Raw genomic sequence first — 20,414 nt, 5'->3', positions numbered from 1 at the left:
CAATGAAATAAACAGTGCGGTTAAAGATTTGAAGAATAGAAATGCAAAACAGCGGCATATCGCCGCTGTTTTGACTCACAATATTTTAAATTATTGCTCTTGTTGAATACCTGCAACCAACCATTCTTGGGTTGAGCCAGCAGGTTTTACAAAGTGCCAAATTTCAGCAAATGGCTGTGGCAAGCTGTTTAGGTCTTCACTTACTGTACCAGTGAAGCGAACACTCACAACATACTGACCATTTTCAGTTGACGAACTGCTTACCATTGCGTTTAAGTTTGAAAATTCAGCAACGTCTTGATCTTGATTGGCCATGATGTCGTTATACATCGATTGGTAAAGATCAGGAGTTAAATAACGCTGAATTTCTGAAATATTGCTCGCTGTATTCATCGATTGAATATGATTAAAACGTTGACGGGCAACACGTAAAAACGCAGCAGGTTCAGTACCGTCTGGCAATTGATTGCCACTGCTATTTGATGCAGCGCCAAAAGGTGTAGCAGGCGCTGAACCAAATGGTGCTTGGCTTGGCGCTTGACCACCGACATTTTGACCAAAGATATTGGTATTGTCATTAGAGCGTGGTGCAGCTGGCGCTTGACCAAATGGTGCTGACGGTGCAGCACCATTGTTTGGTGCGTATGGATTAGACGCTAGTTTTTTTTTTGCGCCCATCTTGCGGAAAATGAAGAAGGCAACAGCAGCAGCGAGTAAGATCCAAATCCAACCAGGGATTCCACCTTTTTCCTCTTCTTGCTGTGCAGCAGCTTGTGCTTGCGCATCAGATGCCGCAACCGCGTTGTTGTCATCAGCCATTGCATTTGCCGCTACCGCACCAATTGCAGCACCAGCAACACCCGCAGCAACCATACCACCTACACCCGGACCTGATTTAGCAGGCGCAGCAGCAGTTGGCGCTTGTTGTACAGGAGCCGCTTGACGAGGCTGTTGATAAGACTGCGTAGGTGTCGCAGAACGTTGCATACCATGGCTTTTACCACCACCCGCACGTTTTGCCTCAGCAGTTAAAGGTGCAATTAATAATGCTGCTGATAAAAAACCTGCGATCAAAGCACGCTGTCGAACTTCCATTCAATTTTCCTATGTTAATAAAAACGTATTTGGACTTTATATTTATATAGGCTTTATATGTAATTTCAATGAAAAAACTGTTTTTTTCTTGAAAATAACCAAATAAATCACATGAAGCGCAAGATGATCCTTTTTAAGTTTCATCGCTCAGGTTCATGGCCTCAGTTAATGCTTCATGTAAACGCGCCACCGCGATAATTTGCACGCCTTCGACTTTTTTCTGTGGTGCATTGCCACGCGGCACAATAATATATTTGAAACCATGTTTAATGGCTTCTTTTAAACGCTCTTGACCATTTGGTACGGGGCGAATTTCGCCAGAAAGACCGACTTCTCCAAAGACTGCTAATTGCTGTGGTAAAGCTTTACCACGAATACTCGAAGCACATGCCAGTAAAACAGCCAAATCGGAGCCTGTTTCGGTAATTTTTAAACCACCGACAATATTGACATAAACATCTTGCCCCGATGTTTGTACACCACCATGACGGTGCATCACCGCAAGCAGCATATTTAATCGGTTTTGATCTAGACCTAAAGCCACTCGGCGCGGTTGACCATGTGCATCATCGACTAAAGCCTGTACTTCAACCAACAGTGGGCGTGTGCCTTCGCGACTAATCATCACAATTGAACCCGGAATCGCTTCATCATAACGACTCAGGAAAATGGCAGACGGATTGGACACTTCACGTAGACCTTTATCGGTCATGGCAAAAACGCCTAATTCATTCACGGCACCAAAACGGTTTTTGACGGCACGAATCATACGGTAGCGGGAATCAGATTGTCCTTCAAAATACAACACGCAGTCGACCATATGTTCTAAAACACGCGGACCCGCTAAAGCACCTTCTTTAGTCACATGACCGACTAAAAACAACGACGTGCCACTATTTTTTGCAAAGCGGGTCAGCAAGGCTGCCGATTCACGAATCTGTGAAACACCACCCGGTGCAGATTGTAAGGTTTCGGTATATAAGGTTTGAATCGAGTCAAGAATGGCGACCGCAGGGCGATGCTGTGCCAATACTTCACAAATACGTTCGACACACGTTTCTGCCATGACTTTGAGTTGATCAATCGCAAGATCTAAACGCTGCGCGCGTAAAGCAACCTGTGATAACGATTCCTCACCCGTGATGTAAAGTGCAGGACTTTTTGGCGATGCCATGTGCGTTGCGGTTTGAAGCAAAATGGTCGATTTACCAATGCCCGGATCACCACCAATTAAGACCACGGAGCCTGTGACGAGCCCACCGCCTAAGACGCGATCAAATTCACTAATACCCGTTGGCAAACGCGATTCATGTGAAATAGAAACTTCATTTAAGGTTGAAATGGCAGAGACTTGACCGGCATAGCCACCGATTTTTGGCTGAGCACGATGTGTTACCGCGGGTGCAATGCTGACTTCTAATAAGCTATTCCACGCACCACATTCAGAACATTGACCGGCCGGACCATTTTGGATGATCAGCAGCACATTGTTCACAACGATATACACTTTTTGCTTTAGCCATAATAATGCATGTACAAATAACAAAGGGTAATACAGCATAGCCTTGAACGCGTGGCAAATCCATGTCATTGCAGTGAAAATGTAGCGATGTATGACATGGATTGTCGTTTTAATTTGTATTGATCTGACATTCATTCGATTACAGGCTTTATAATGTCAATCTTGCTAATTTGAAATGGAACACAACATGCCACAATTGCTACAACATATTGATGCGATCGCACGCGAAAAAAACCGTGATGTGTTGTTTGTTCATTTTGAGAATTATAAACAGCATGCCCAAGATCCAGATGCGATTCGTCAAAACTTTATGGGATGGCTTGAGCAACACAATATTGGCTTTAAAGCTTGTTTTGGAATTGAGCAAAACGAAACATTAGAAACTTATTCAGGTGACTTGTATATCGACGTGCCTTTTGATATTTCCAATCCTGATTTCCAAGTGCTCAGTGAATACTTAGAAGATGAACAGGGCAATATGAAAATCGATGGAATTTTATTTTTCACGTTGTCTTTAGAATTGGCGCTAGAAATTGAAGCAGATCGCCAAGCCGGTCTTGACCCACAAATTCATGATGGATTTGATGACGATGATTGGGATGGCGTGCCGTCATAAATGAATCGTTAAAATAAAAAAAGCCACATTGAGTGGCTTTTTTTATGGGTTTAGGCTTTTGGTATTAATACAATTCGCCTGATTTGCGACGCGCAATAAAGTCTTTGGATTCCTTGACAATCACACCCGATAGCAACAACAGTGCAATTAAGTTAGGCACTGCCATTAAGCCGTTGAAGGTATCTGCAAACAACCAAACCAGATCAAGCGTTGCAATACAGCCAATAAAGACTGTGGCGATATAAAGAATGCGATAAGGCAGAACGAACTTTTCACCGAGTAAATAGGTCGCACATTTCTCGCCATAGTAGCTCCAACCTAAAATGGTCGAGTAGGCGAAGAAAATCACACCGAAGGTCACGACCCAACCACCGACACCAGGTAACAACTGATCAAAAGTGTTAATGGTCAGTACCGCACCTGTTTGATTACCAAAATCATTGCCTGCCATGATGTAGCCCATGACCAATACAATCCCCGTGATACTACATACAATAATCGTATCGATGAATGTACCCGTCATAGAGACCAAACCTTGACGTGCAGGGTGATCGGTTTGTGCAGCTGCAGCCGCAATCGGTGCAGAACCCATACCCGCTTCATTAGAGAATACACCACGCGCAACACCGTAACGAATGGCTGCGCCAATCGCACCACCAACAGCAGCTTCACCGGTAAAGGCATAAGTGAAAATCATTTTTAGTGCAGGAATGACGAGTTCTAAATTAGTGAGAATAATCATCAAACCGCCTGCGACATAGCCGATTGCCATAATTGGTACAATCACGGATGAGGCTTTAGAAATCGATTTAATTCCACCAAGAATCACCAAAGCTGAAAATGCAGTGATAATGATGCCAGTCATCCATGTTTCAATGCCAAGGCTATTTTGCACTGTAAGTGCCACGGTGTTCGATTGCACCGAACTACCGATACCAAATGATGCCAACGTGCCAAAAAGTGCAAAAATCAGTGCCAGCCATTTCCATTTTAGACCGCGTTCAATGTAGTACATTGGACCGCCTGACATTTCGCCTTTTTCATTTTTGACACGGAATTTGACGGCGAGGACGCCTTCACCATATTTGGTTGCCATACCGAATAGTGCCGTCATCCACATCCAAAACACAGCACCCGGCCCACCGAGTACACATGCTGTTGCCACACCCGCAATGTTACCTGTACCAATGGTGGCTGAAAGGGCGGTCATGAGGGATGCAAATTGTGAAATATCACCTGAATCTTTCGCATTGGGATGCTTGCCAAAAACTTGTTTAAATGCCAGTGGCAACATGCGAAATTGCCAGAACAATAATCGGAAGGTCAGGAAAATACCAGTACCGACAATCAGTACCAACATATAAGGTCCCCAGACCCAGCCACTCAGTGTTTCCATTATGCTTTCTATGTTCTGCATCGTTCGTTCTTCTTTTTTATCCTGAATATAAATATTGATTGCTTACTCTTCCTTAAGCAATTCATATGCCACTATACGCAGCATCGATTAAATGCGTATAAAATATACGTTTTCATTTTTTGCATATATTTTAGTTTTTTACAATGATTTTGATGGAAATTTCTACCTCTAAAATAAGGCTAAAGATAAGTGATTTTTGATATAAGAAAAATAAATTAACTTTCGCAATTACGTCGGAAATACAAATAATGAGATTTTTCTTTTTGTATTCGCTGCTTTTTACGTTAATTTGTCGCGATTAGACATCGAAGTTGAATTATATAATGTCAGAGCAGCATTTAAATTCATCACAAGAAAGTGGTGATTTACAGCGAAGTTTATCCAATCGACATTTGCAGTTAATTGCGATTGGTGGTGCGATTGGTACTGGACTCTTTATGGGTTCAGGAAAAACCATCAGTTTGGCAGGTCCATCTATTCTGGTGATTTATATGATCATCGGATTTATGGTGTTCTTGGTCATGCGCGCTTTGGGTGAACTGTTACTTTCCAATTTAAAGTACAAATCCTTTATTGATTTTGCGACAGATTTGATTGGTCCATGGGCAGGTTATTTCGTCGGGTGGACGTATTGGCTGTGCTGGATCACTATAGGGATTGCTGATTTATCCGCCATTATTTATTACTTACAATTCTTTAATAACGGTCTGCCATTTACACCTGAAGAAGGGGTGATGATCAGTGTCGCTGCCATTGTGTTTATCATTGGACTGAATTTGGTCACGGTCAAATTGTTCGGTGAAATGGAATTTTGGTTCGCCTTGGTCAAAATTATTGCCATTGTGGTGCTTATTTCTGTCGGTTTGTGGATGGTCTTTACGGGCTTTACCTCTGATGCAGGTACGGTCGCATCCTTTTCTCATCTTTGGGATCATGGCGGTCTCTTCCCAACAGGAGGTATGGGCTTCTTAGCCGGCTTCCAAATTGCGATTTTCGCCTTTGTGGGTGTGGAACTTGTCGGTACAACCGCTGCTGAAACCAAAGATCCTGAGAAAAATTTGCCTAAAGCGGTCAATTCCATTCCCATTCGTATCATCATTTTCTATGTACTGGCGCTACTCATTGTGATGTCGGTAACGCCGTGGGATCAGATTGACCCTAATATTTCACCCTTTGTGAATTTGTTTAGCCAAGCGGGTATTGCAGCAGCTGCCATTATTATGAACTTGGTGGTGTTGTCATCGGTAATGTCATCCATGAACAGTGGTGTGTTCTCGACATCACGTATGCTGTTTGGTTTATCTCGTGAAGATCAAGCACCAAAAGCCTTTGGTCATTTAAATGCGCGAGCAGTGCCTGCCAATGCATTGTATTTCTCAGCCATCTGTTTAATTTTAGGGGCTGCATTACAATACTTTGTACCAAATGCGGTAGAAGCCTTTACCTTGGCAACCACGCTTTCAACTATTTTGTTTATTTGCGTATGGCTCATGATTATTTGGAGCTATATCGTGTATTACAAAACTCGTCCAGAGCTGCATGCACAATCGACCTTTAAATTACCGGGCGGTTTAGTGACGTGTTGGATCGTGATTATTTTCTTTGTCGCCATGATTGGTGTCTTGGCATTTGAAGATGATACGCGCCGAGCACTAATGGTGAGTCCAATTTGGTTTATTTTGCTGATTATTGGATATATCTGCTTTTATAAACAGAAACATAAATAATCCATATCAAAAAAAACGTCAGTGATCCGCTGGCGTTTTTTTTGCGCTAAAGATACTCTCTAACGTTTAGCGCTTTGGTCATCTGAATGATCGCGCTATACTTCATCGAAAATACTCTATTAGGTGGTCAGATGCTTAAAGTCATTTGCTACATCAGTCTCTTAGCAACAAGTGCGACACTGATCGGTTGTGGTCAATCAGGTGCATTACATATGCCGAATGATCCCGATCATGATCAACGTGCTAAATACTTGTTGTACAAAAATGCAGACGCCGCAAAACAGGCATCAGGTGAAGAAAATGATGTGCCTGTTGAACAGCAATTTGCGACGCCTACAGCTCCCAATTAATTTACACGTTACGCTAAACGAAGGATACATTCATGAGTTTTACCCGCATTGATGGGGTTTTGCACGCAGAGCAATGTTCATTACAGCAGCTCGCTGAGCAATATGGCACGCCACTTTATGTTTACTCAAAAGCGACTTTTGAAAAGCATTATTTGGATATGGATCGTGCGTTTAACTTTATCGACCATCAAATTTGTTTTGCGGTAAAGTCAAACTCTAACCTTGCGGTATTGAATGTATTGGCGAAACAAGGCGCAGGCTTTGATATTGTAACTGGTGGTGAATTAGCACGTGTGCTAAAAGCCGGTGGTGAGCCGTCTAAAATCGTGTTCTCAGGTTTAGGTAAATCAGAAGCCGATATTCAAAAAGCACTTGAAGTGGGCATTGCCTGCTTCAATGTGGAATCTTATGCTGAATTGGATCGCATTCAAAAAGTAGCAGCGCAATTGAATGTTAAAGCCCCCATTTCTTTACGCGTGAACCCTGATGTCGATGCTAAAACCCATCCGTATATCTCAACTGGTTTAAAAGAAAATAAATTCGGTATTCCATCTGATAGCGTTTTTGCAACCTATCAATATGCCGCATCTTTGCCAAATCTTGATGTCGTTGGTATTGATTGTCATATCGGTTCGCAGCTTACTGAAACGCAACCCTTTGTTGATGCGCTTGATCGCGTGATTCAGATGATTGAGCAGCTTAAAGCGCTGGGTATTACGCTTAAACACATCGATATTGGTGGTGGTTTAGGTGTGACTTATAAAGATGAAACACCGCCATCTGTTGAAGAATATGCCAACGCGATGCGTCCTGCTTTAGAAAAATTAGGTCTCAAAGTCTATATGGAGCCGGGTCGTAGTATTTCTGCCAACGCAGGTGTGTTACTGACCAAAGTGGATTTATTAAAACCAACCAATCACCGTAACTTTGCCATTATTGATGCAGCGATGAACGATTTGATTCGTCCGGCATTGTACGAAGCTTGGATGGATATTCAAGTCGTAACACCGAATCCAACTGCTGAAACCAAAGCATGGGATGTAGTGGGTGCCATTTGCGAAACGGGTGATTTCTTAGGGAAACAGCGTGAGCTCGCGATTCAAGAAAATGATGTGTTGGCGGTACTGGGTGCAGGTGCATACGGTTTTGTCATGAGTTCAAATTACAACAGCCGTGGTCGTGCAGCTGAAGTCATGGTCGATGCAGATCAATCGCATCTCATTCGTGAACGCGAAACGATTGAATCCCTGTGGGAACGTGAGCGTGTGTTGCCTTAAGGAGTAAATGTAGATGTTATTAGAATTTACCAAAATGCATGGTTTGGGCAATGACTTTATGGTTGTTGATATGATTAGCCAACGTGCTTACCTTGATGCAATGACCATTCAACGCCTTGCTCATCGTAATTTCGGGATTGGTTTTGATCAGCTTTTGATTGTGGAGCCACCTGATGTCCCAAATGCGGATTTTAAATATCGTATTTTTAATGCAGATGGTTCTGAAGTCGAGCAATGCGGCAATGGCGTGCGTTGTTTCGCGCGTTTTGTACATGAGCGTCAGCTCACGACCAAGACCAAAATTAAAGTACAAACCAAAGCGGGTATTGTCGAGCCTGAACTCGGTGCCAATGGTTGGGTTCGCGTAAATATGGGTTATCCAAAATTCTTACCGCAAGAAATTCCATTTTTAGCGGATGAGCCTGAAAGTTTGTACGATATTCATCTTGCAGAGAACGAGAAACTCACCATTGATGTGGTGAATATGGGCAATCCACATGCAGTGACAATTGTACCAGACATTCTTACCGCCGATTTAGCACGACTTGGACCGCAAGTAGAATCACATGAGCGTTTCCCACAACGTGTGAATGCCGGCTTTATGCAAATTATTAATGAGAAAAAAGCCCGTTTACGTGTTTTTGAACGTGGGGTTGGAGAAACCTTAGCGTGTGGCACAGGTGCATGTGCTGCTGCCGTTTCGGGCATGCGCCGTGGTTTGCTTTCAAATAATGTTGAAATTGAACTTGCAGGTGGTACTTTGCAAATTGAATGGCAAGATGGAGATGTCGTTTGGATGACCGGTCCAACAGCCACTGTCTATGAAGGTCGTTTAGATTTACGTTATTTCCAACAATAAGCAATTTGATGCAGTAAAAGCACTGTCTCTAAGGCGGTGCTTTTTTATGTTAGGATGAAAATCAAGAAAACGATGTTATATCGCAGCTTTGCTTAAGCTTTCATCATGTGGATGACTTGAATGGAATCAACGAAGATCAATTCAACAACAGAATTACTTGAGATTTGGCTCAAAGAAAGAGAAATTCAAAATCAATCGAAGCATACCTTACAAGCCTATATGCGTGACGTTTCAGATTTCTTAGCATTTTGTGCACGGCAGAACTTACAGCTTAATGATGTTGAAGCGACAGATTTACGCCAGTATATGGCAGAAAAAGTCGAGCAACAGGGTTTAAGTCCAAGTAGTTTGCAGCGCCTATTATCTGCGATTCGCCAATTTATGAAATGGGCAGATCAGGCGAATTATATGGCGTTTAATCCTGCGGATGACTTTCAATTGAAACGCCAATCGCGTCCTTTACCCGGCATGATTGATATCGAAACCGTCAATCAAATTATAGATCAAGCCGCCCCTGAAGGCGAAGTCGCTGAGCAAATGTGGCTGAGAGATAAAGCTATTTTGGAATTGTTATATTCGAGTGGCCTACGTTTGGCAGAAGTGCAGAGTATTCGTATTAAAGATATTGATTTTAATCGACAGTTACTCAGAATTACCGGTAAGGGTAATAAAACCCGAATAGTTCCATTTGGCTCAAAAGCAAAAGAGAGTGTCATGGCATGGTTGCAGGTCTATCCATTTTGGAATGGTGATTTTGTGCCTGAAGCACATGTATTTATCACTCAAAAGGGTAATCCTTTAGGTGCGCGTCAAATTGAAAATCGGGTTAAATTTCAGGCACAACGAGCAGGTGTAAATGTCGATTTGCATCCGCATTTACTCAGGCATTGTTTTGCCAGTCATATGCTGTCGAATAGTCGAGATTTGCGTGCAGTCCAAGAGATGCTGGGGCATAGTAATTTAACCACGACGCAAATTTATACCCATGTGGATTTTGATCATTTGGCGGAAATTTATGATCAGGCACATCCACGAGCGCAAAATAAAAAGGAGGCTTAGCCTCCTTTTTATTTACTCATTATTTATTGGATTACAGCAGCAGTTAAAGCTGGTGTATGGCTCGGTGTGAGTCGTGCTGGATTCGCTTTTTCAAAAGCAATAGCGACATTAAATAAAGTCGGTTCATCAAATTCACGTGCCATAAATTCGATATTTACATTCAGCGGATATTCGCTACGTTTTGTATAGTTTACGGTACCTGCAGGTACAGATAATGCAGGGAAACCACTAAAAGGACTCATACGGTTATTGCTACCTGTTGTTGGACTGCCACCTAAGTTTCCAACGAAACCAGTAATTGATGGATAGGCAAGGGCATCATAGCCAACACCTTTAGATGTACCATCTAAAGCATTATTATCAAGAGCAGCATTTAGGCGTGAACGTACAAATGGACTTCGCGTTAAGGTATTAAGTGCATAGTCCTTGATGAAAGATTCAGCACTTGGATCACGATCATAGCCTTTGAAACTTGAAATCATTTTTCCACTTGCTGCTAATTCATCATAAGATTTGTATTGACTATTTGCTGTGTTTAAATAATCTGTAAGTGATTTTTTAAACTCAAATCCAGAAAGACTTGAAAATGAACCAGTGTGACCTTTGTCGTCTGTAATTTTAGTCGAGCCAAGGATCGTTGATAAATCTGAAACTTCGACTTCTTCAACAACTGCACCAGCCTGACGAAGTGCTTCGGCTGCTTGTTCAATGACACCTTTGACTAAAAGTGCTTCTTCATTTGTACCGTAGGCATCACGCACCAAACCAATTCGTTTGCCCTGCAGTGACGCTTCATGTGGAACATAACTATTCGGTTGTTTGACTAATGCTTGGTAAGCTGTTGCAGATGTTAAAAGCGGTGCATTATAGATGAAATCACTGCGCTGATTTGAGCTCGCAGAACCATCAAAGCCGACCATGGCATCCATGAGTTTGGCACAATCAACAACCTTACGGCACATTGGACCTGCAGTGTCTTGTGTTGGTGCAAGCGGAATAATACCATCAAGGCTTAATAAACGAAGTGAAGGGCGTAGACCGACAAGACCTTGTACTGATGATGGTACACGAATAGAACCGCCAGTATCTGTACCAATACCCACCATCGCTAAACTAGCAGAAATGGCAGTACCTGTACCAGAGGATGAACCACCGGGACCTTTTGTTAAGTCATACACATTTTTTGCTTGCCCACCGACAGTTGATTTACCACCAAAACCAAATGCAAATTCATCTAAGTTGGCTTTTCCAAGAATCAGTCCACCTTTTTCTTTAATATTTTTAATAATATAAGCATCATCACTTGGGAAGTTATCAAGTAATGCTGAAGAACCAGCTGTATTTGGCATATTGACGACATCAATATTATCTTTTGCCATGACAGTGACACAGTGTAAATCACCTTTAAATTTTGCATTCTTAGCGTAATATTGATCAAGTTCGGCAGCTTCTTCTAAAATCTTAGGGTTAATTCGAATGACACTGCTCAATGTTGGACCTTGAATATCATAAGCATCTATACGATCTAAGTAACTTTGAACCACATCCACGCATGTTGCACCTTTGCTTTGAAGTGAAGCATGTAAATCTGAAATTGTCGCTTCCAATGGTTCGAATGGGATTGGTTTAACGGGTGGATTGGATACAGAATCTGCTTTTTCACCATTATCATTACATGCTGTAATAAATGTTAATAGTGAAATAATAAGTGCGGTTTTGCTCAGCTTTTGCATTGATAATCCTTGGTCATTTATATAGATCAAGAATTGATTAGCAATGAATATGCCAATAACTTTAATGGCTTATGTTTTATTAAAAAGATTGGGTTGAATTTATAAAATGGAATAATAAAGTGAATGTGATTTTAATTTAAGTGAAATTAGTTGATCAAATAAGCTGAGAAATAAGTCTAATGAGTTATTGACTCTGTTTTTCTCTTCATAGATAGTCATATGGTAATAAAAATGCTTTATAAAAACGAATTAAGCGTGGGAGAAAATGGTTACTCAACATTTTTGAGTATGAAAATTGACGAGGAGGATAGAGATGACAATAAATATTAGTGATATAGAACAAAAATATACGCAGCTCAGTTCTGCCCAAAAAGAGATTTTTGCAGGTTATGGATTGCGTCAAATTAAACATTTTGTAGAAATTAGCTTGCCTGAAATTGAAGCCGCTTTGCCTCAAGGTGCGCACGTACAAGGCATTAATCAAGAAGGCAAAGTGCAAGCATATAATCCAAATACACAGCAATATTATATTTGGATCTCAGATTTGCAGTGGCAGCTCAGCACTAAAGCACAAGATGCAGTGGATTTAAAAGAAGATGCGATTGCGATTTGGCAAATTTTAGGTCTATCAGATTATGCATTGATTGATCTGAGTCATGTGCATCGTGATGTTTTAGAACATCAAAATTTATTGTCTTCAGCGCAATAGCGCAATGAAGAAGGATGCTCAGATCATCCTTCTTTGCTTTTAATGTAATGCTTATAAATCATCCAAAGGTAGTAAGAAACTTTGTTTAATAATTTGGCTCGGTAAATCTGTTTTGACACTGGTAATCCCATTTTTCTTGGTCAAATGTGTCGATTGGAAGGTGCGATAACTTTCTAAATCAGGTACAACGACTTTAAGCATCGCATCACATTCGCCTAAAATAATATAACATTCCATGACTTGCGGAAGTTCTTTCATGGCTTCAATGAATGTATCAATCGTTTCAGCATCTTGACCGACCAACCAAATGCGCGAAAATAAAATCAGTTGAAAACCAATTTTTTGTTGATCGACGATTGTTGTATAGCTTTGAATAATGCCAGCATCTTCAAGCAATTTGACCCGACGTAAACATGAAGACGGTGATAATCCAATTTCGCGCGCGAGATCATTATTTTGAATTCGGCCATTGCTTTGTAAGTGATGAATGATATTTTTATCAATTCGATCAAGTTTCACACGCACAGACTTTGAAGATAGTTTCATAATTTAGAATATAATTCGAAATACTAGACTTATTATAGAATAAATTGAAAGCCTATTTGTTAAAAAATGGCAGATAATATTTTCACTTTCTAGCTTTGAAAGAGAAAAGGAAATGTCTGTATACCTCGTTTTTGCACTGACTGTGCTTCCGCTTATTTTTACGCCTGGACCCGATATGTTATTTATCCTGTCTCAAGTGATGGGTAAAGATGCGAAAGCTGGCATGATGGCAACCTTAGGGGTGTGTTCAGGCTATTTAGTGCATTCTATATTGGTGGCTTTAGGCATTGCTGCGATTATTGTATCGTTTCCAATTTTGTTTGAAACCATTCGCTACTTAGGCATCGCTTATTTACTCTATTTGGCATTTAGCTTGTTAAAATCTGTGTTTGCAACACAGACTATGAAAATTGAACGAAAATCAACATCACATCCAATTCGTAAAGGCTTTTTAACGGCTTTATTGAATCCAAAAGGTATGTTGATCTATTTTGCGATTTTACCGCAATTCATTAATAAATCTGCCAATACGGTGAGTCAAGGTTTGATTTTATCGTGTATTTTCATCGGCTTGATCTTTGTTGTGTACTGCGCATTGAGTTTGTTGCTACATAAAATGGCACAAAAAACTGAAATCAATGAGCGCAAACAAAAATGGATTGATGGGACTTCGGGCGGATTATTGGCATTGGCTGCGGCATGGTTAATTGTCAACTAATTGTTATTGAGAAAGCATGTATCGATTGATCGGCATGCTTTCTTATCTCAATCATTTATAACCACTAAAATGAATTTTACTCAGTGCATTATTTCAAAATAGATGGATTGATGTGTTTCGTCGCTTTTTATCGCTAAAAATGTAAGCTTTTTATCCAAATTGACAAGAATAAAGCTGAACTTTGAGTTTTTGATATGATGTTTTTTTAAACATTTTGTTTAATAGATAAATTAATCAATCAAAACTTTTGATGTGCTAAATAAGATAAAAATATAATAAAAATCAATGCTTAAAAATTAAAAAATCTAGAAGAAAAAAATTAAAAAAAAGTCAAAACCCCATTTGTGAACTCAACGTTCAAGAAAATTATGCATTTTTCGCGCTGTTTCGATAATTGTGACTTGACCGAAATGCCGTACGCATTGCAAGATAGGGCACCTAAAAAAATTTAAGTGAAGAGTTACACTCACTTTTCATCATATTTACTTTGCTAAAACAGCCGAGGATTACATGAAGGCTCTTGTTGCTGTAAAACGTGTGGTTGATGCCAACGTTAAAGTTCGTGTTAAACCGGACAATAGTGGTGTTGACTTAACGAACGTTAAAATGTCAATCAACCCATTCTGTGAAATCGCAGTGGAAGAAGCGGTTCGTTTAAAAGAGAAAGGAACTGTTTCAGAAATCGTTGTGGTTTCTATTGGCCCTAAAGAAGCTCAAGAACAAATTCGTTCTTCTATGGCGCTTGGTGCTGACCGCGGTATTTTAGTTGAAGCTGATGACAGCCAACTAGGTGCTTTGGAAGTTGCTAAAATCCTAAAAGGTGTCGTTGAAGCTGAACAGCCTCAATTGATTCTTCTAGGTAAACAAGCAATTGATGACGACTCAAATCAAGTGGGTCAAATGTTGGGTGCTTTACTTGGCGCAGGTCAAGGTACTTTCGCGTCAGAAGTTAAAGTTGATGGCGATAAAGTACAAGTCACGCGTGAAATTGACGGTGGTTTACAAACTGTTGAACTTGCACTTCCTGCGATCATCACTACTGACCTACGTTTGAATGAACCACGTTATGCAGCACTTCCAAACATCATGAAAGCGCGTAAAAAACCGCTTGATGTTAAGTCACCTGCTGATTTTGGCGTGAATCCTTCGACTAAGCTTAAAACAGTGAAAGTTGAAGCACCTGCAGAACGTAAAGCGGGCGTACAAGTGAAGTCTGTAGACGAGCTTGTTGAAAAATTGAAAAATGAAGCGAAAGTGATCTAATACAGAAGGATAAAAATCATGAGTATTTTAGTTATCGCTGAGCACGACAACAAAGCATTAAACGCTGCTACTTTAAACGTTGTTGCTGCGGCGCAAAAAATCGGTGGTGATATCACTGTATTAGTAGCAGGTTCAGGCGCACAAGCGGTTGCAGATGCTGCTGCTAAAGTGGCTGGCGTAAGCAAAGTATTACTTGCTGATGATGCGGCTTATGCAAACCAATTGGCTGAAAATGTTGCGAAACTTGTTGCTGAATTAGGTAAAGGCTATTCACATATCCTTGCTGCTTCTACAACAACGGGTAAAAACATTTTACCGCGTGCTGCTGCACTTCTTGATGTAAGTATGATCACAGACATTATCGCTGTTGATTCTGCAAACACATTCAAGCGTCCTATTTATGCAGGCAACGCGATTGCAACTGTAGAGTCTTCTGAATCAGTTGTTGTTGCAACTGTTCGTGGTACTGCATTTGATCCAGTGGCTGCGGAAGGTGGTTCTGCATCTGTTGAAGCTGCTGCATCTACTGGCGATGCCGGTATTTCTAAGTTCATTAACGAAGAAATCGTTAAATCTGAACGTCCAGAATTAACAGCTGCGCGCATTGTGGTATCTGGTGGTCGTGGTGTGGGTTCAGGTGAAAACTATCACACTGTACTGGATCCATTGGCGGACAAACTAGGTGCAGCACAAGGTGCTTCACGTGCCGCGGTTGATGCTGGTTTCGTTCCAAACGACATGCAAGTCGGTCAAACAGGTAAAATCGTTGCGCCTGACTTGTACATCGCTGTGGGTATCTCTGGTGCCATTCAGCACTTGGCAGGTATGAAAGAGTCTAAAGTGATTGTTGCGATCAACAAAGACGAAGAAGCGCCAATTAATGCAGTGGCTGACTACTGGTTAGTAGGCGACTTAAATACTGTTGTTCCAGAATTAGTATCTAAAATCTAATTTTGAAAAAAAGTTGAAAAAATGTCCCATTAGGGACATTTTTTTTGTGCTAAATATTTGGTTTATAAAATCTTAAATTGTTCCAACCAAGCATTGGCTTTGGGAGAGGATAAATCAGTGTATGTTTTATGTTAATATTAATGGTCTACTTGTTTTGATAGGCTGGAGTCTCACCAGTGAAATTTGATTTTCGGATGCCAATTTTAGTATTGGTGCTCGCAGTCTTTTGTTTCTTCATTCCGATTTTATCCGATTTGCATGTTCCTCTCATGGGCGGTGCAACGGTTACGGCTGTAGAATCATTACAAGCCTTGTTACTCCTTGGTTTTGCTGTGTTTAGCTACATCTATATTCGTCCATATTCATTGACAAAAGGTCAAAAAATATTTTGGCTGTGGTCAGTTGCATGGTGGATTGTATTGTTTGGTCGCAGTATTAGTTGGGGGAGAGATTACTTCCCAGATGTACCAAAGGTTTACTTTCGTACGATTTCAGTCTTCGTGATTGCACCTGTCGTCTTTATGTTGTTTTCATCAACGCTGCGCAAAGAAATTGCATATAAATTTAAAAATGCTTTATTGCCATTTTGGGCGGTATTGTTAAGTGTAGCTGGATTAATTTTGTCAGATACCATTGAACATGGTCGCTTTTTCAGTGTCTTTTTACTGCACGATTTAAACTATAAAGATTTAATTGAAGAGTTTTATGAATTTCCATTAATTGTGGGCTTATTTTTAGTGGCATGGCCCATTATGCGTGCCGATTGTTTGGGTATGGAAACAGCTCAGGCTTCAACAGAAATTCAAGCCGCAGATTCAAATTTAAGTCCTTAAGCGCGACAGATTATCATGTGCAAAATGAACCTCTATGTTTAGAGGTTTTTTTGGTCCTAAATTCGCCACAAAGCTCAAAATAACTGCAAAAAATCACATCATTAGCAGGCGGGAATGCAGATAAATTTAAGCTGAAATATGCTATACTGTAGGACTGAATTTTTTAATCTGGGTTCATGTTTTATGAACCGATTTTTTAGCTAATTTTACGACATATAAATACAGACAGACGTTGTTTGTAGAATAAGGAGTATGCATGAGCGTATCGGAAATTAGACCGATTGCCATTGAGGATGAACTTAAAAGCTCATATCTCGATTATGCGATGAGCGTGATTGTTTCACGTGCATTGCCCGATGTACGAGATGGTTTAAAACCTGTTCATCGTCGTGTGCTTTTCGCAATGCACGAATTAGGCAATGACTATAACAAAGCTTATAAAAAATCTGCGCGTGTCGTCGGTGACGTAATCGGTAAATATCACCCACATGGTGATTCTGCTGTGTACGAAACCATCGTTCGTATGGCGCAAGAATTTAGTTTGCGTTATCAATTGGTCGATGGTCAAGGTAACTTCGGTTCTGTCGATGGCGACAGTGCAGCAGCAATGCGTTATACCGAAGTCCGCATGCGTAAACTGACCCATGAGTTATTAGCAGATCTTGAAAAAGATACCGTTGAATGGGAAGACAACTACGATGGCTCTGAGCGTATTCCTCAAGTCATGCCAACACGTGTACCGAATTTACTCGTTAACGGTGTAACGGGTATTGCGGTAGGTATGGCGACCAACATGGCACCGCATAACATGACTGAAGTCGTGAATGCTTGCCTCGCGTATGCCAATGATCCAAATATCAGCATCGAAGGTTTGATGCAACATATCTCGGGTCCAGATTTCCCGACGGGCGGTATCATTTACGGTAAATCAGGCATTGTCGATGCTTATCGTACGGGTAAAGGTCGTCTGCATATTCGTGGTAAATACCATTTCGAAGAAGATCCGAAAAATGGTCGTATCACCATCGTATTTACCGAAATTCCATATCAAGTTAATAAAGCAAAAACCATTGAGCGTATTGCTGAATTGGTGAAAGAGAAAAAACTTGAAGGGATTTCTGAATTACGTGACGAGTCTGATAAAGACGGTATGCGTATTGCGATTGACTTAAAACGTGGTGAAAATGCCGAAGTTATTGTCAATAACTTATTCCAAAACACGCAATTAGAAAATTCATTCAGCATTAACATGGTGTGCCTAGACAATGGTCAGCCAAAGTTAATGAACTTGAAAGACATCATTGCCGCGTTTATTCGTCACCGCCAAGAAGTAGTGACACGTCGTACCATGTACGAGTTACGCAAATCGCGTGAACGTGGTCATATCTTAGAAGGTTTGACGGTGGCGCTTGCGAATATTGACCGCATCATTGAAACCATTAAAACTTCTGCCAATCCAAGCGAGGCGCGTGAGCGTTTACAAGCAGGTGAGTGGGCAGCAGGTGGCGTTTCAGCTTTACTTGCAGCAGCAGGTGCCGTTTCTGTTCGTCCTGATGAGATTGAAGGCGAAGATCCAAACCGTCCATTTGGTATTGATGGCGATGTATATCGTTTATCTCCGACTCAAGTCAATGCGATTATGGAGCTTCGTCTGCATCGCTTGACCGGTCTTGAACAAGATAAACTGCAAGCTGAATATACTGAGATTTTAGGTCAAATTGCTGAATACACTGCTATTTTGAATGACTTCAATTTATTGATGAATGTGATTCGTGAAGAATTAGCATTGATTCTTCAGCAATATGGCGATGCACGTAAAACCGATATCGTTGAATCACGTATCGACTTCTCGCGTGAAGATTTGATTCCTGAAGAGCAAATGGTGCTGACCGTTTCAAAAACAGGTTATGCGAAAACTCAGCCACTTTCTGACTATGCAGCGCAGCGTCGTGGTGGTCGTGGTAAGTCAGCAACAAGTATGAAAGAAGATGATTACATCCAACATATGGTGGTCACTTCAAACCATGCAACGGTACTGTGCTTCACCAATGTGGGTAAAGTGTATCGTTTGAAAGTGTATGAAGTGCCACAAGCATCTCGTGGTGCAAAAGGTCGCCCAATGGTGAACTTGTTGCCACTCGATGAAAATGAAACGATTACAGCAATTCTTCCAGTGATTGATGCACCGAAGAAATTCAAAGATCGTTTGGCAGAATTTAAAGCATTTGTAACGACTAATGCTGCAAAACTGCAAGAAAACGAAGTGATCAATGGTCATTTTGCAGAACTTGAAGCGGCGTTGACTGAATCTGAAGAGGGTGCAGACGATATTTCTGATGCACTTCGTATTCAATTAAAAGAGCTTGGCTTAGCACTGACAGCGACAGATCTTGATGATGAGATTATCAATGACTTTGCGCAGCAAGCAGAAGCAGTTCGTAAAAACTTCTATGTGTTTATGGCAACCGAATACGGTACCATTAAACGTGTAGAACTTGAACAGTTCTCAAATGTGCGCTCAAATGGTTTACGTGCCATCGAATTAAATGGTAACGATACCCTCATTGGGGTTGCGATCACCGATGGCGAACAGCAAATTATGTTGTTCTCGAATGAAGGTAAAGCGATTCGCTTTGCAGAAACTGATGTTCGTTCAATGGGTCGTTCTGCCAAGGGTGTACGCGGTATGCGTGTGACCATTGGTGCTTCACAACTTGAAGATAACGACGAAAGCGATATTGATTCTGATGATGAAGATGGTTCAGATTCAGCTTTAATCAGCCGTATCGTATCTTTGGTAGTGGTACCTGAAACAGGTGAAGTATTGTGTGCTTCTGAAAATGGTTACGGTAAACGTACCCCTGTCGATGACTTCCCAACTAAAAAACGTGGCGGTAAAGGTGTGATTGCAATTAAGACTTCTGAGCGTAATGGTCAGTTGGTCGGTGCAGTTGCCATTGATGCAAGCAAAGAACTCATGTTGATTTCTGATGGTGGTACATTAGTACGTACACGCGCTTCTGAAGTTGCTCAAACCGGTCGTAATGCACAAGGCGTGCGTCTCATCCGTTTAGGTAAAGAAGAGCTTCTCGTTGGCGTCGTATCGATTGAAGCAGTAGAAGAAGATGAATTTGTGGAAGCAATTGAAGGTGAAGAATCTTTAGTTGAAACACTAGATACAGAAACTTTAGATGCTCAAGCGTCGACTGATGCTGAACCAACAGCAGCTGATGAAGAATAAGTTTGATTCAATCAAAAAAGGGCGCTGCGGCGTCCTTTTTTGATCATCTATCTATGAGATATTGAGGATAAATTGATGCACATAAAACTTTGTTGTGTAGCTACTGTATTGGCTTTAAGTGGTTGTTCTAACAGCATGAAAGATATCGCGAACCCAAGTGCAGCACAGGAACAAGCCGCTGAAATGGCGTATCGCAATTTACGCGATGGTCAGTTCGATGATTTCTTAACGCATTTGGAACCTGAATTGGCAACACATTTTCAAGATAATCAAAAAATCATGAAAAAGTTTGCACGTGAGATTCCTAAAGGTGAATACAAATCAAAAACCTTAATGGTTAAGCAGATTGAAAAAAGCACGGCAGTACCGAGTCAATACAAAGTCAGTTATGAAATTGCCTATCCTAAAAACCTCGTGCAATACGATGTCAGCTTTGATCAACCCAATGGCAGCACAAAAATTAGAAACTTTAATATCCAAGTCTTCGGTGGATCATAA

17 protein-coding genes and 1 pseudogene are annotated in these 20,414 nt (G+C 41.0%); 13 read left to right on the top strand and 5 right to left on the bottom strand.

Annotated features, from left to right (window positions below; translation table 11 throughout):
• Positions 1-90: 90 nt before the first annotated feature.
• Together GFH30_RS09190 and radA are read right to left on the bottom strand one after the other, a co-directional pair.
• Positions 91-1,095 (bottom strand): Tim44 domain-containing protein, encoded by a 1,005-nt coding sequence (locus tag GFH30_RS09190; RefSeq protein ID WP_153371985.1) that lies wholly within the window; start codon positions 1,093-1,095, stop codon positions 91-93.
• A 133-nt stretch (positions 1,096-1,228) separates the two neighbouring features.
• Positions 1,229-2,618, bottom strand: a pseudogene (gene radA / locus GFH30_RS09185) (DNA repair protein RadA).
• 186 nt (positions 2,619-2,804) lie between these two features.
• Between radA and GFH30_RS09180 the strand changes: the two are divergent.
• Complete coding sequence (locus GFH30_RS09180) at positions 2,805-3,233, top strand: hypothetical protein (protein ID WP_153371983.1); 429 nt, start codon at positions 2,805-2,807, stop codon at positions 3,231-3,233.
• 64 nt (positions 3,234-3,297) lie between these two features.
• Here GFH30_RS09180 and GFH30_RS09175 read toward each other — a convergent pair whose 3' ends face one another.
• The gene (locus GFH30_RS09175) at positions 3,298-4,650 is read right to left on the bottom strand and encodes an alanine/glycine:cation symporter family protein (protein ID WP_153371981.1); all 1,353 of its coding nucleotides are present in this window, start codon (positions 4,648-4,650) and stop codon (positions 3,298-3,300) included.
• A 323-nt stretch (positions 4,651-4,973) separates the two neighbouring features.
• Here GFH30_RS09175 and GFH30_RS09170 point away from each other — a divergent pair, with 323 nt between their 5' ends.
• The 5 genes from GFH30_RS09170 (at position 4,974) to xerA (ending at position 9,922) form a co-directional block, all read left to right on the top strand.
• Positions 4,974-6,377, top strand: coding sequence for an amino acid permease (locus GFH30_RS09170; protein ID WP_153371979.1), 1,404 nt, complete (start codon positions 4,974-4,976; stop codon positions 6,375-6,377).
• A gap of 131 nt (positions 6,378-6,508) precedes the next feature.
• Complete coding sequence (gene lptM, locus GFH30_RS09165) at positions 6,509-6,727, top strand: LPS translocon maturation chaperone LptM (protein ID WP_153373428.1); 219 nt, start codon at positions 6,509-6,511, stop codon at positions 6,725-6,727.
• 32 nt (positions 6,728-6,759) lie between these two features.
• The gene (gene lysA / locus GFH30_RS09160) at positions 6,760-8,004 is read left to right on the top strand and encodes a diaminopimelate decarboxylase (RefSeq protein WP_153371977.1); all 1,245 of its coding nucleotides are present in this window, start codon (positions 6,760-6,762) and stop codon (positions 8,002-8,004) included.
• Between the two features lie 13 nt (positions 8,005-8,017).
• A complete protein-coding gene (gene dapF / locus GFH30_RS09155; protein ID WP_153371974.1) occupies positions 8,018-8,863 on the top strand; it encodes a diaminopimelate epimerase in 846 nt (281 codons plus the stop codon).
• Positions 8,864-8,983: 120 nt separating this feature from the next.
• Positions 8,984-9,922 (top strand): site-specific tyrosine recombinase/integron integrase, encoded by a 939-nt coding sequence (xerA, locus tag GFH30_RS09150; RefSeq protein WP_153371972.1) that lies wholly within the window; start codon positions 8,984-8,986, stop codon positions 9,920-9,922.
• Between the two features lie 23 nt (positions 9,923-9,945).
• On the opposite strand, the gene GFH30_RS09145 is transcribed toward xerA, so the two are convergent.
• On the bottom strand, positions 9,946-11,655 hold the full coding sequence (locus GFH30_RS09145; protein WP_153371969.1) for an amidase family protein: 1,710 nt from the start codon (positions 11,653-11,655) through the stop codon (positions 9,946-9,948).
• Between the two features lie 313 nt (positions 11,656-11,968).
• Here GFH30_RS09145 and GFH30_RS09140 point away from each other — a divergent pair, with 313 nt between their 5' ends.
• Positions 11,969-12,364, top strand: coding sequence for a hypothetical protein (locus tag GFH30_RS09140; RefSeq protein ID WP_153371967.1), 396 nt, complete (start codon positions 11,969-11,971; stop codon positions 12,362-12,364).
• Between the two features lie 51 nt (positions 12,365-12,415).
• On the opposite strand, the gene GFH30_RS09135 is transcribed toward GFH30_RS09140, so the two are convergent.
• Positions 12,416-12,910 carry an Lrp/AsnC family transcriptional regulator gene (locus tag GFH30_RS09135; protein ID WP_153371965.1) on the bottom strand — a complete coding sequence of 165 codons (495 nt, stop codon included), beginning with the start codon at positions 12,908-12,910 and terminating at the stop codon, positions 12,416-12,418.
• A 112-nt stretch (positions 12,911-13,022) separates the two neighbouring features.
• On the opposite strand from GFH30_RS09135, the gene GFH30_RS09130 reads away from it, so the two are divergent.
• The 6 genes from GFH30_RS09130 (at position 13,023) to GFH30_RS09105 (ending at position 20,414) form a co-directional block, all read left to right on the top strand.
• Positions 13,023-13,628 (top strand): LysE family translocator, encoded by a 606-nt coding sequence (locus GFH30_RS09130; RefSeq protein ID WP_153371963.1) that lies wholly within the window; start codon positions 13,023-13,025, stop codon positions 13,626-13,628.
• 510 nt (positions 13,629-14,138) lie between these two features.
• On the top strand, positions 14,139-14,891 hold the full coding sequence (locus GFH30_RS09125) for an electron transfer flavoprotein subunit beta/FixA family protein (protein WP_153371961.1): 753 nt from the start codon (positions 14,139-14,141) through the stop codon (positions 14,889-14,891).
• Between the two features lie 18 nt (positions 14,892-14,909).
• Positions 14,910-15,842 carry an FAD-binding protein gene (locus GFH30_RS09120; protein WP_153371959.1) on the top strand — a complete coding sequence of 311 codons (933 nt, stop codon included), beginning with the start codon at positions 14,910-14,912 and terminating at the stop codon, positions 15,840-15,842.
• A gap of 194 nt (positions 15,843-16,036) precedes the next feature.
• The gene (locus GFH30_RS09115) at positions 16,037-16,675 is read left to right on the top strand and encodes a hypothetical protein (RefSeq protein ID WP_153371957.1); all 639 of its coding nucleotides are present in this window, start codon (positions 16,037-16,039) and stop codon (positions 16,673-16,675) included.
• Positions 16,676-16,931: 256 nt separating this feature from the next.
• Positions 16,932-19,916 carry a DNA gyrase subunit A gene (gyrA, locus tag GFH30_RS09110; RefSeq protein WP_153371955.1) on the top strand — a complete coding sequence of 995 codons (2,985 nt, stop codon included), beginning with the start codon at positions 16,932-16,934 and terminating at the stop codon, positions 19,914-19,916.
• A gap of 75 nt (positions 19,917-19,991) precedes the next feature.
• Positions 19,992-20,414, top strand: a complete 423-nt coding sequence (locus GFH30_RS09105; RefSeq protein ID WP_153371953.1) for a DUF3887 domain-containing protein — start codon at positions 19,992-19,994, stop codon at positions 20,412-20,414.

Origin of the sequence: Acinetobacter wanghuae (assembly GCF_009557235.1) — a bacterium.
GTDB classification, from domain to species: Bacteria; Pseudomonadota; Gammaproteobacteria; order Pseudomonadales; family Moraxellaceae; genus Acinetobacter; species Acinetobacter wanghuae.
Note: the sequence above shows the minus strand (reverse complement) of the source record. Positions and strands in the feature narration are given on the sequence as shown.

Bases quoted from the DNA above. Each gene is read 5' to 3' on its own strand.
- xerA (WP_153371972.1), top strand. From the start codon at position 8,984: ATGGAATCAACGAAGATCAATTCAACAACAGAATTACTTGAGATTTGG.
- lptM (WP_153373428.1), top strand. From the start codon at position 6,509: ATGCTTAAAGTCATTTGCTACATCAGTCTCTTAGCAACAAGTGCGACA.
- GFH30_RS09115 (WP_153371957.1), top strand. From the start codon at position 16,037: ATGCCAATTTTAGTATTGGTGCTCGCAGTCTTTTGTTTCTTCATTCCG.
- GFH30_RS09140 (WP_153371967.1), top strand. From the start codon at position 11,969: ATGACAATAAATATTAGTGATATAGAACAAAAATATACGCAGCTCAGT.
- GFH30_RS09125 (WP_153371961.1), top strand. From the start codon at position 14,139: ATGAAGGCTCTTGTTGCTGTAAAACGTGTGGTTGATGCCAACGTTAAA.
- GFH30_RS09120 (WP_153371959.1), top strand. From the start codon at position 14,910: ATGAGTATTTTAGTTATCGCTGAGCACGACAACAAAGCATTAAACGCT.
- gyrA (WP_153371955.1), top strand. From the start codon at position 16,932: ATGAGCGTATCGGAAATTAGACCGATTGCCATTGAGGATGAACTTAAA.
- dapF (WP_153371974.1), top strand. From the start codon at position 8,018: ATGTTATTAGAATTTACCAAAATGCATGGTTTGGGCAATGACTTTATG.
- GFH30_RS09105 (WP_153371953.1), top strand. From the start codon at position 19,992: ATGCACATAAAACTTTGTTGTGTAGCTACTGTATTGGCTTTAAGTGGT.
- GFH30_RS09190 (WP_153371985.1), bottom strand. From the start codon at position 1,095: ATGGAAGTTCGACAGCGTGCTTTGATCGCAGGTTTTTTATCAGCAGCA.
- GFH30_RS09135 (WP_153371965.1), bottom strand. From the start codon at position 12,910: ATGAAACTATCTTCAAAGTCTGTGCGTGTGAAACTTGATCGAATTGAT.
- GFH30_RS09145 (WP_153371969.1), bottom strand. From the start codon at position 11,655: ATGCAAAAGCTGAGCAAAACCGCACTTATTATTTCACTATTAACATTT.
- GFH30_RS09180 (WP_153371983.1), top strand. From the start codon at position 2,805: ATGCCACAATTGCTACAACATATTGATGCGATCGCACGCGAAAAAAAC.
- GFH30_RS09175 (WP_153371981.1), bottom strand. From the start codon at position 4,650: ATGCAGAACATAGAAAGCATAATGGAAACACTGAGTGGCTGGGTCTGG.
- lysA (WP_153371977.1), top strand. From the start codon at position 6,760: ATGAGTTTTACCCGCATTGATGGGGTTTTGCACGCAGAGCAATGTTCA.
- GFH30_RS09170 (WP_153371979.1), top strand. From the start codon at position 4,974: ATGTCAGAGCAGCATTTAAATTCATCACAAGAAAGTGGTGATTTACAG.
- GFH30_RS09130 (WP_153371963.1), top strand. From the start codon at position 13,023: ATGTCTGTATACCTCGTTTTTGCACTGACTGTGCTTCCGCTTATTTTT.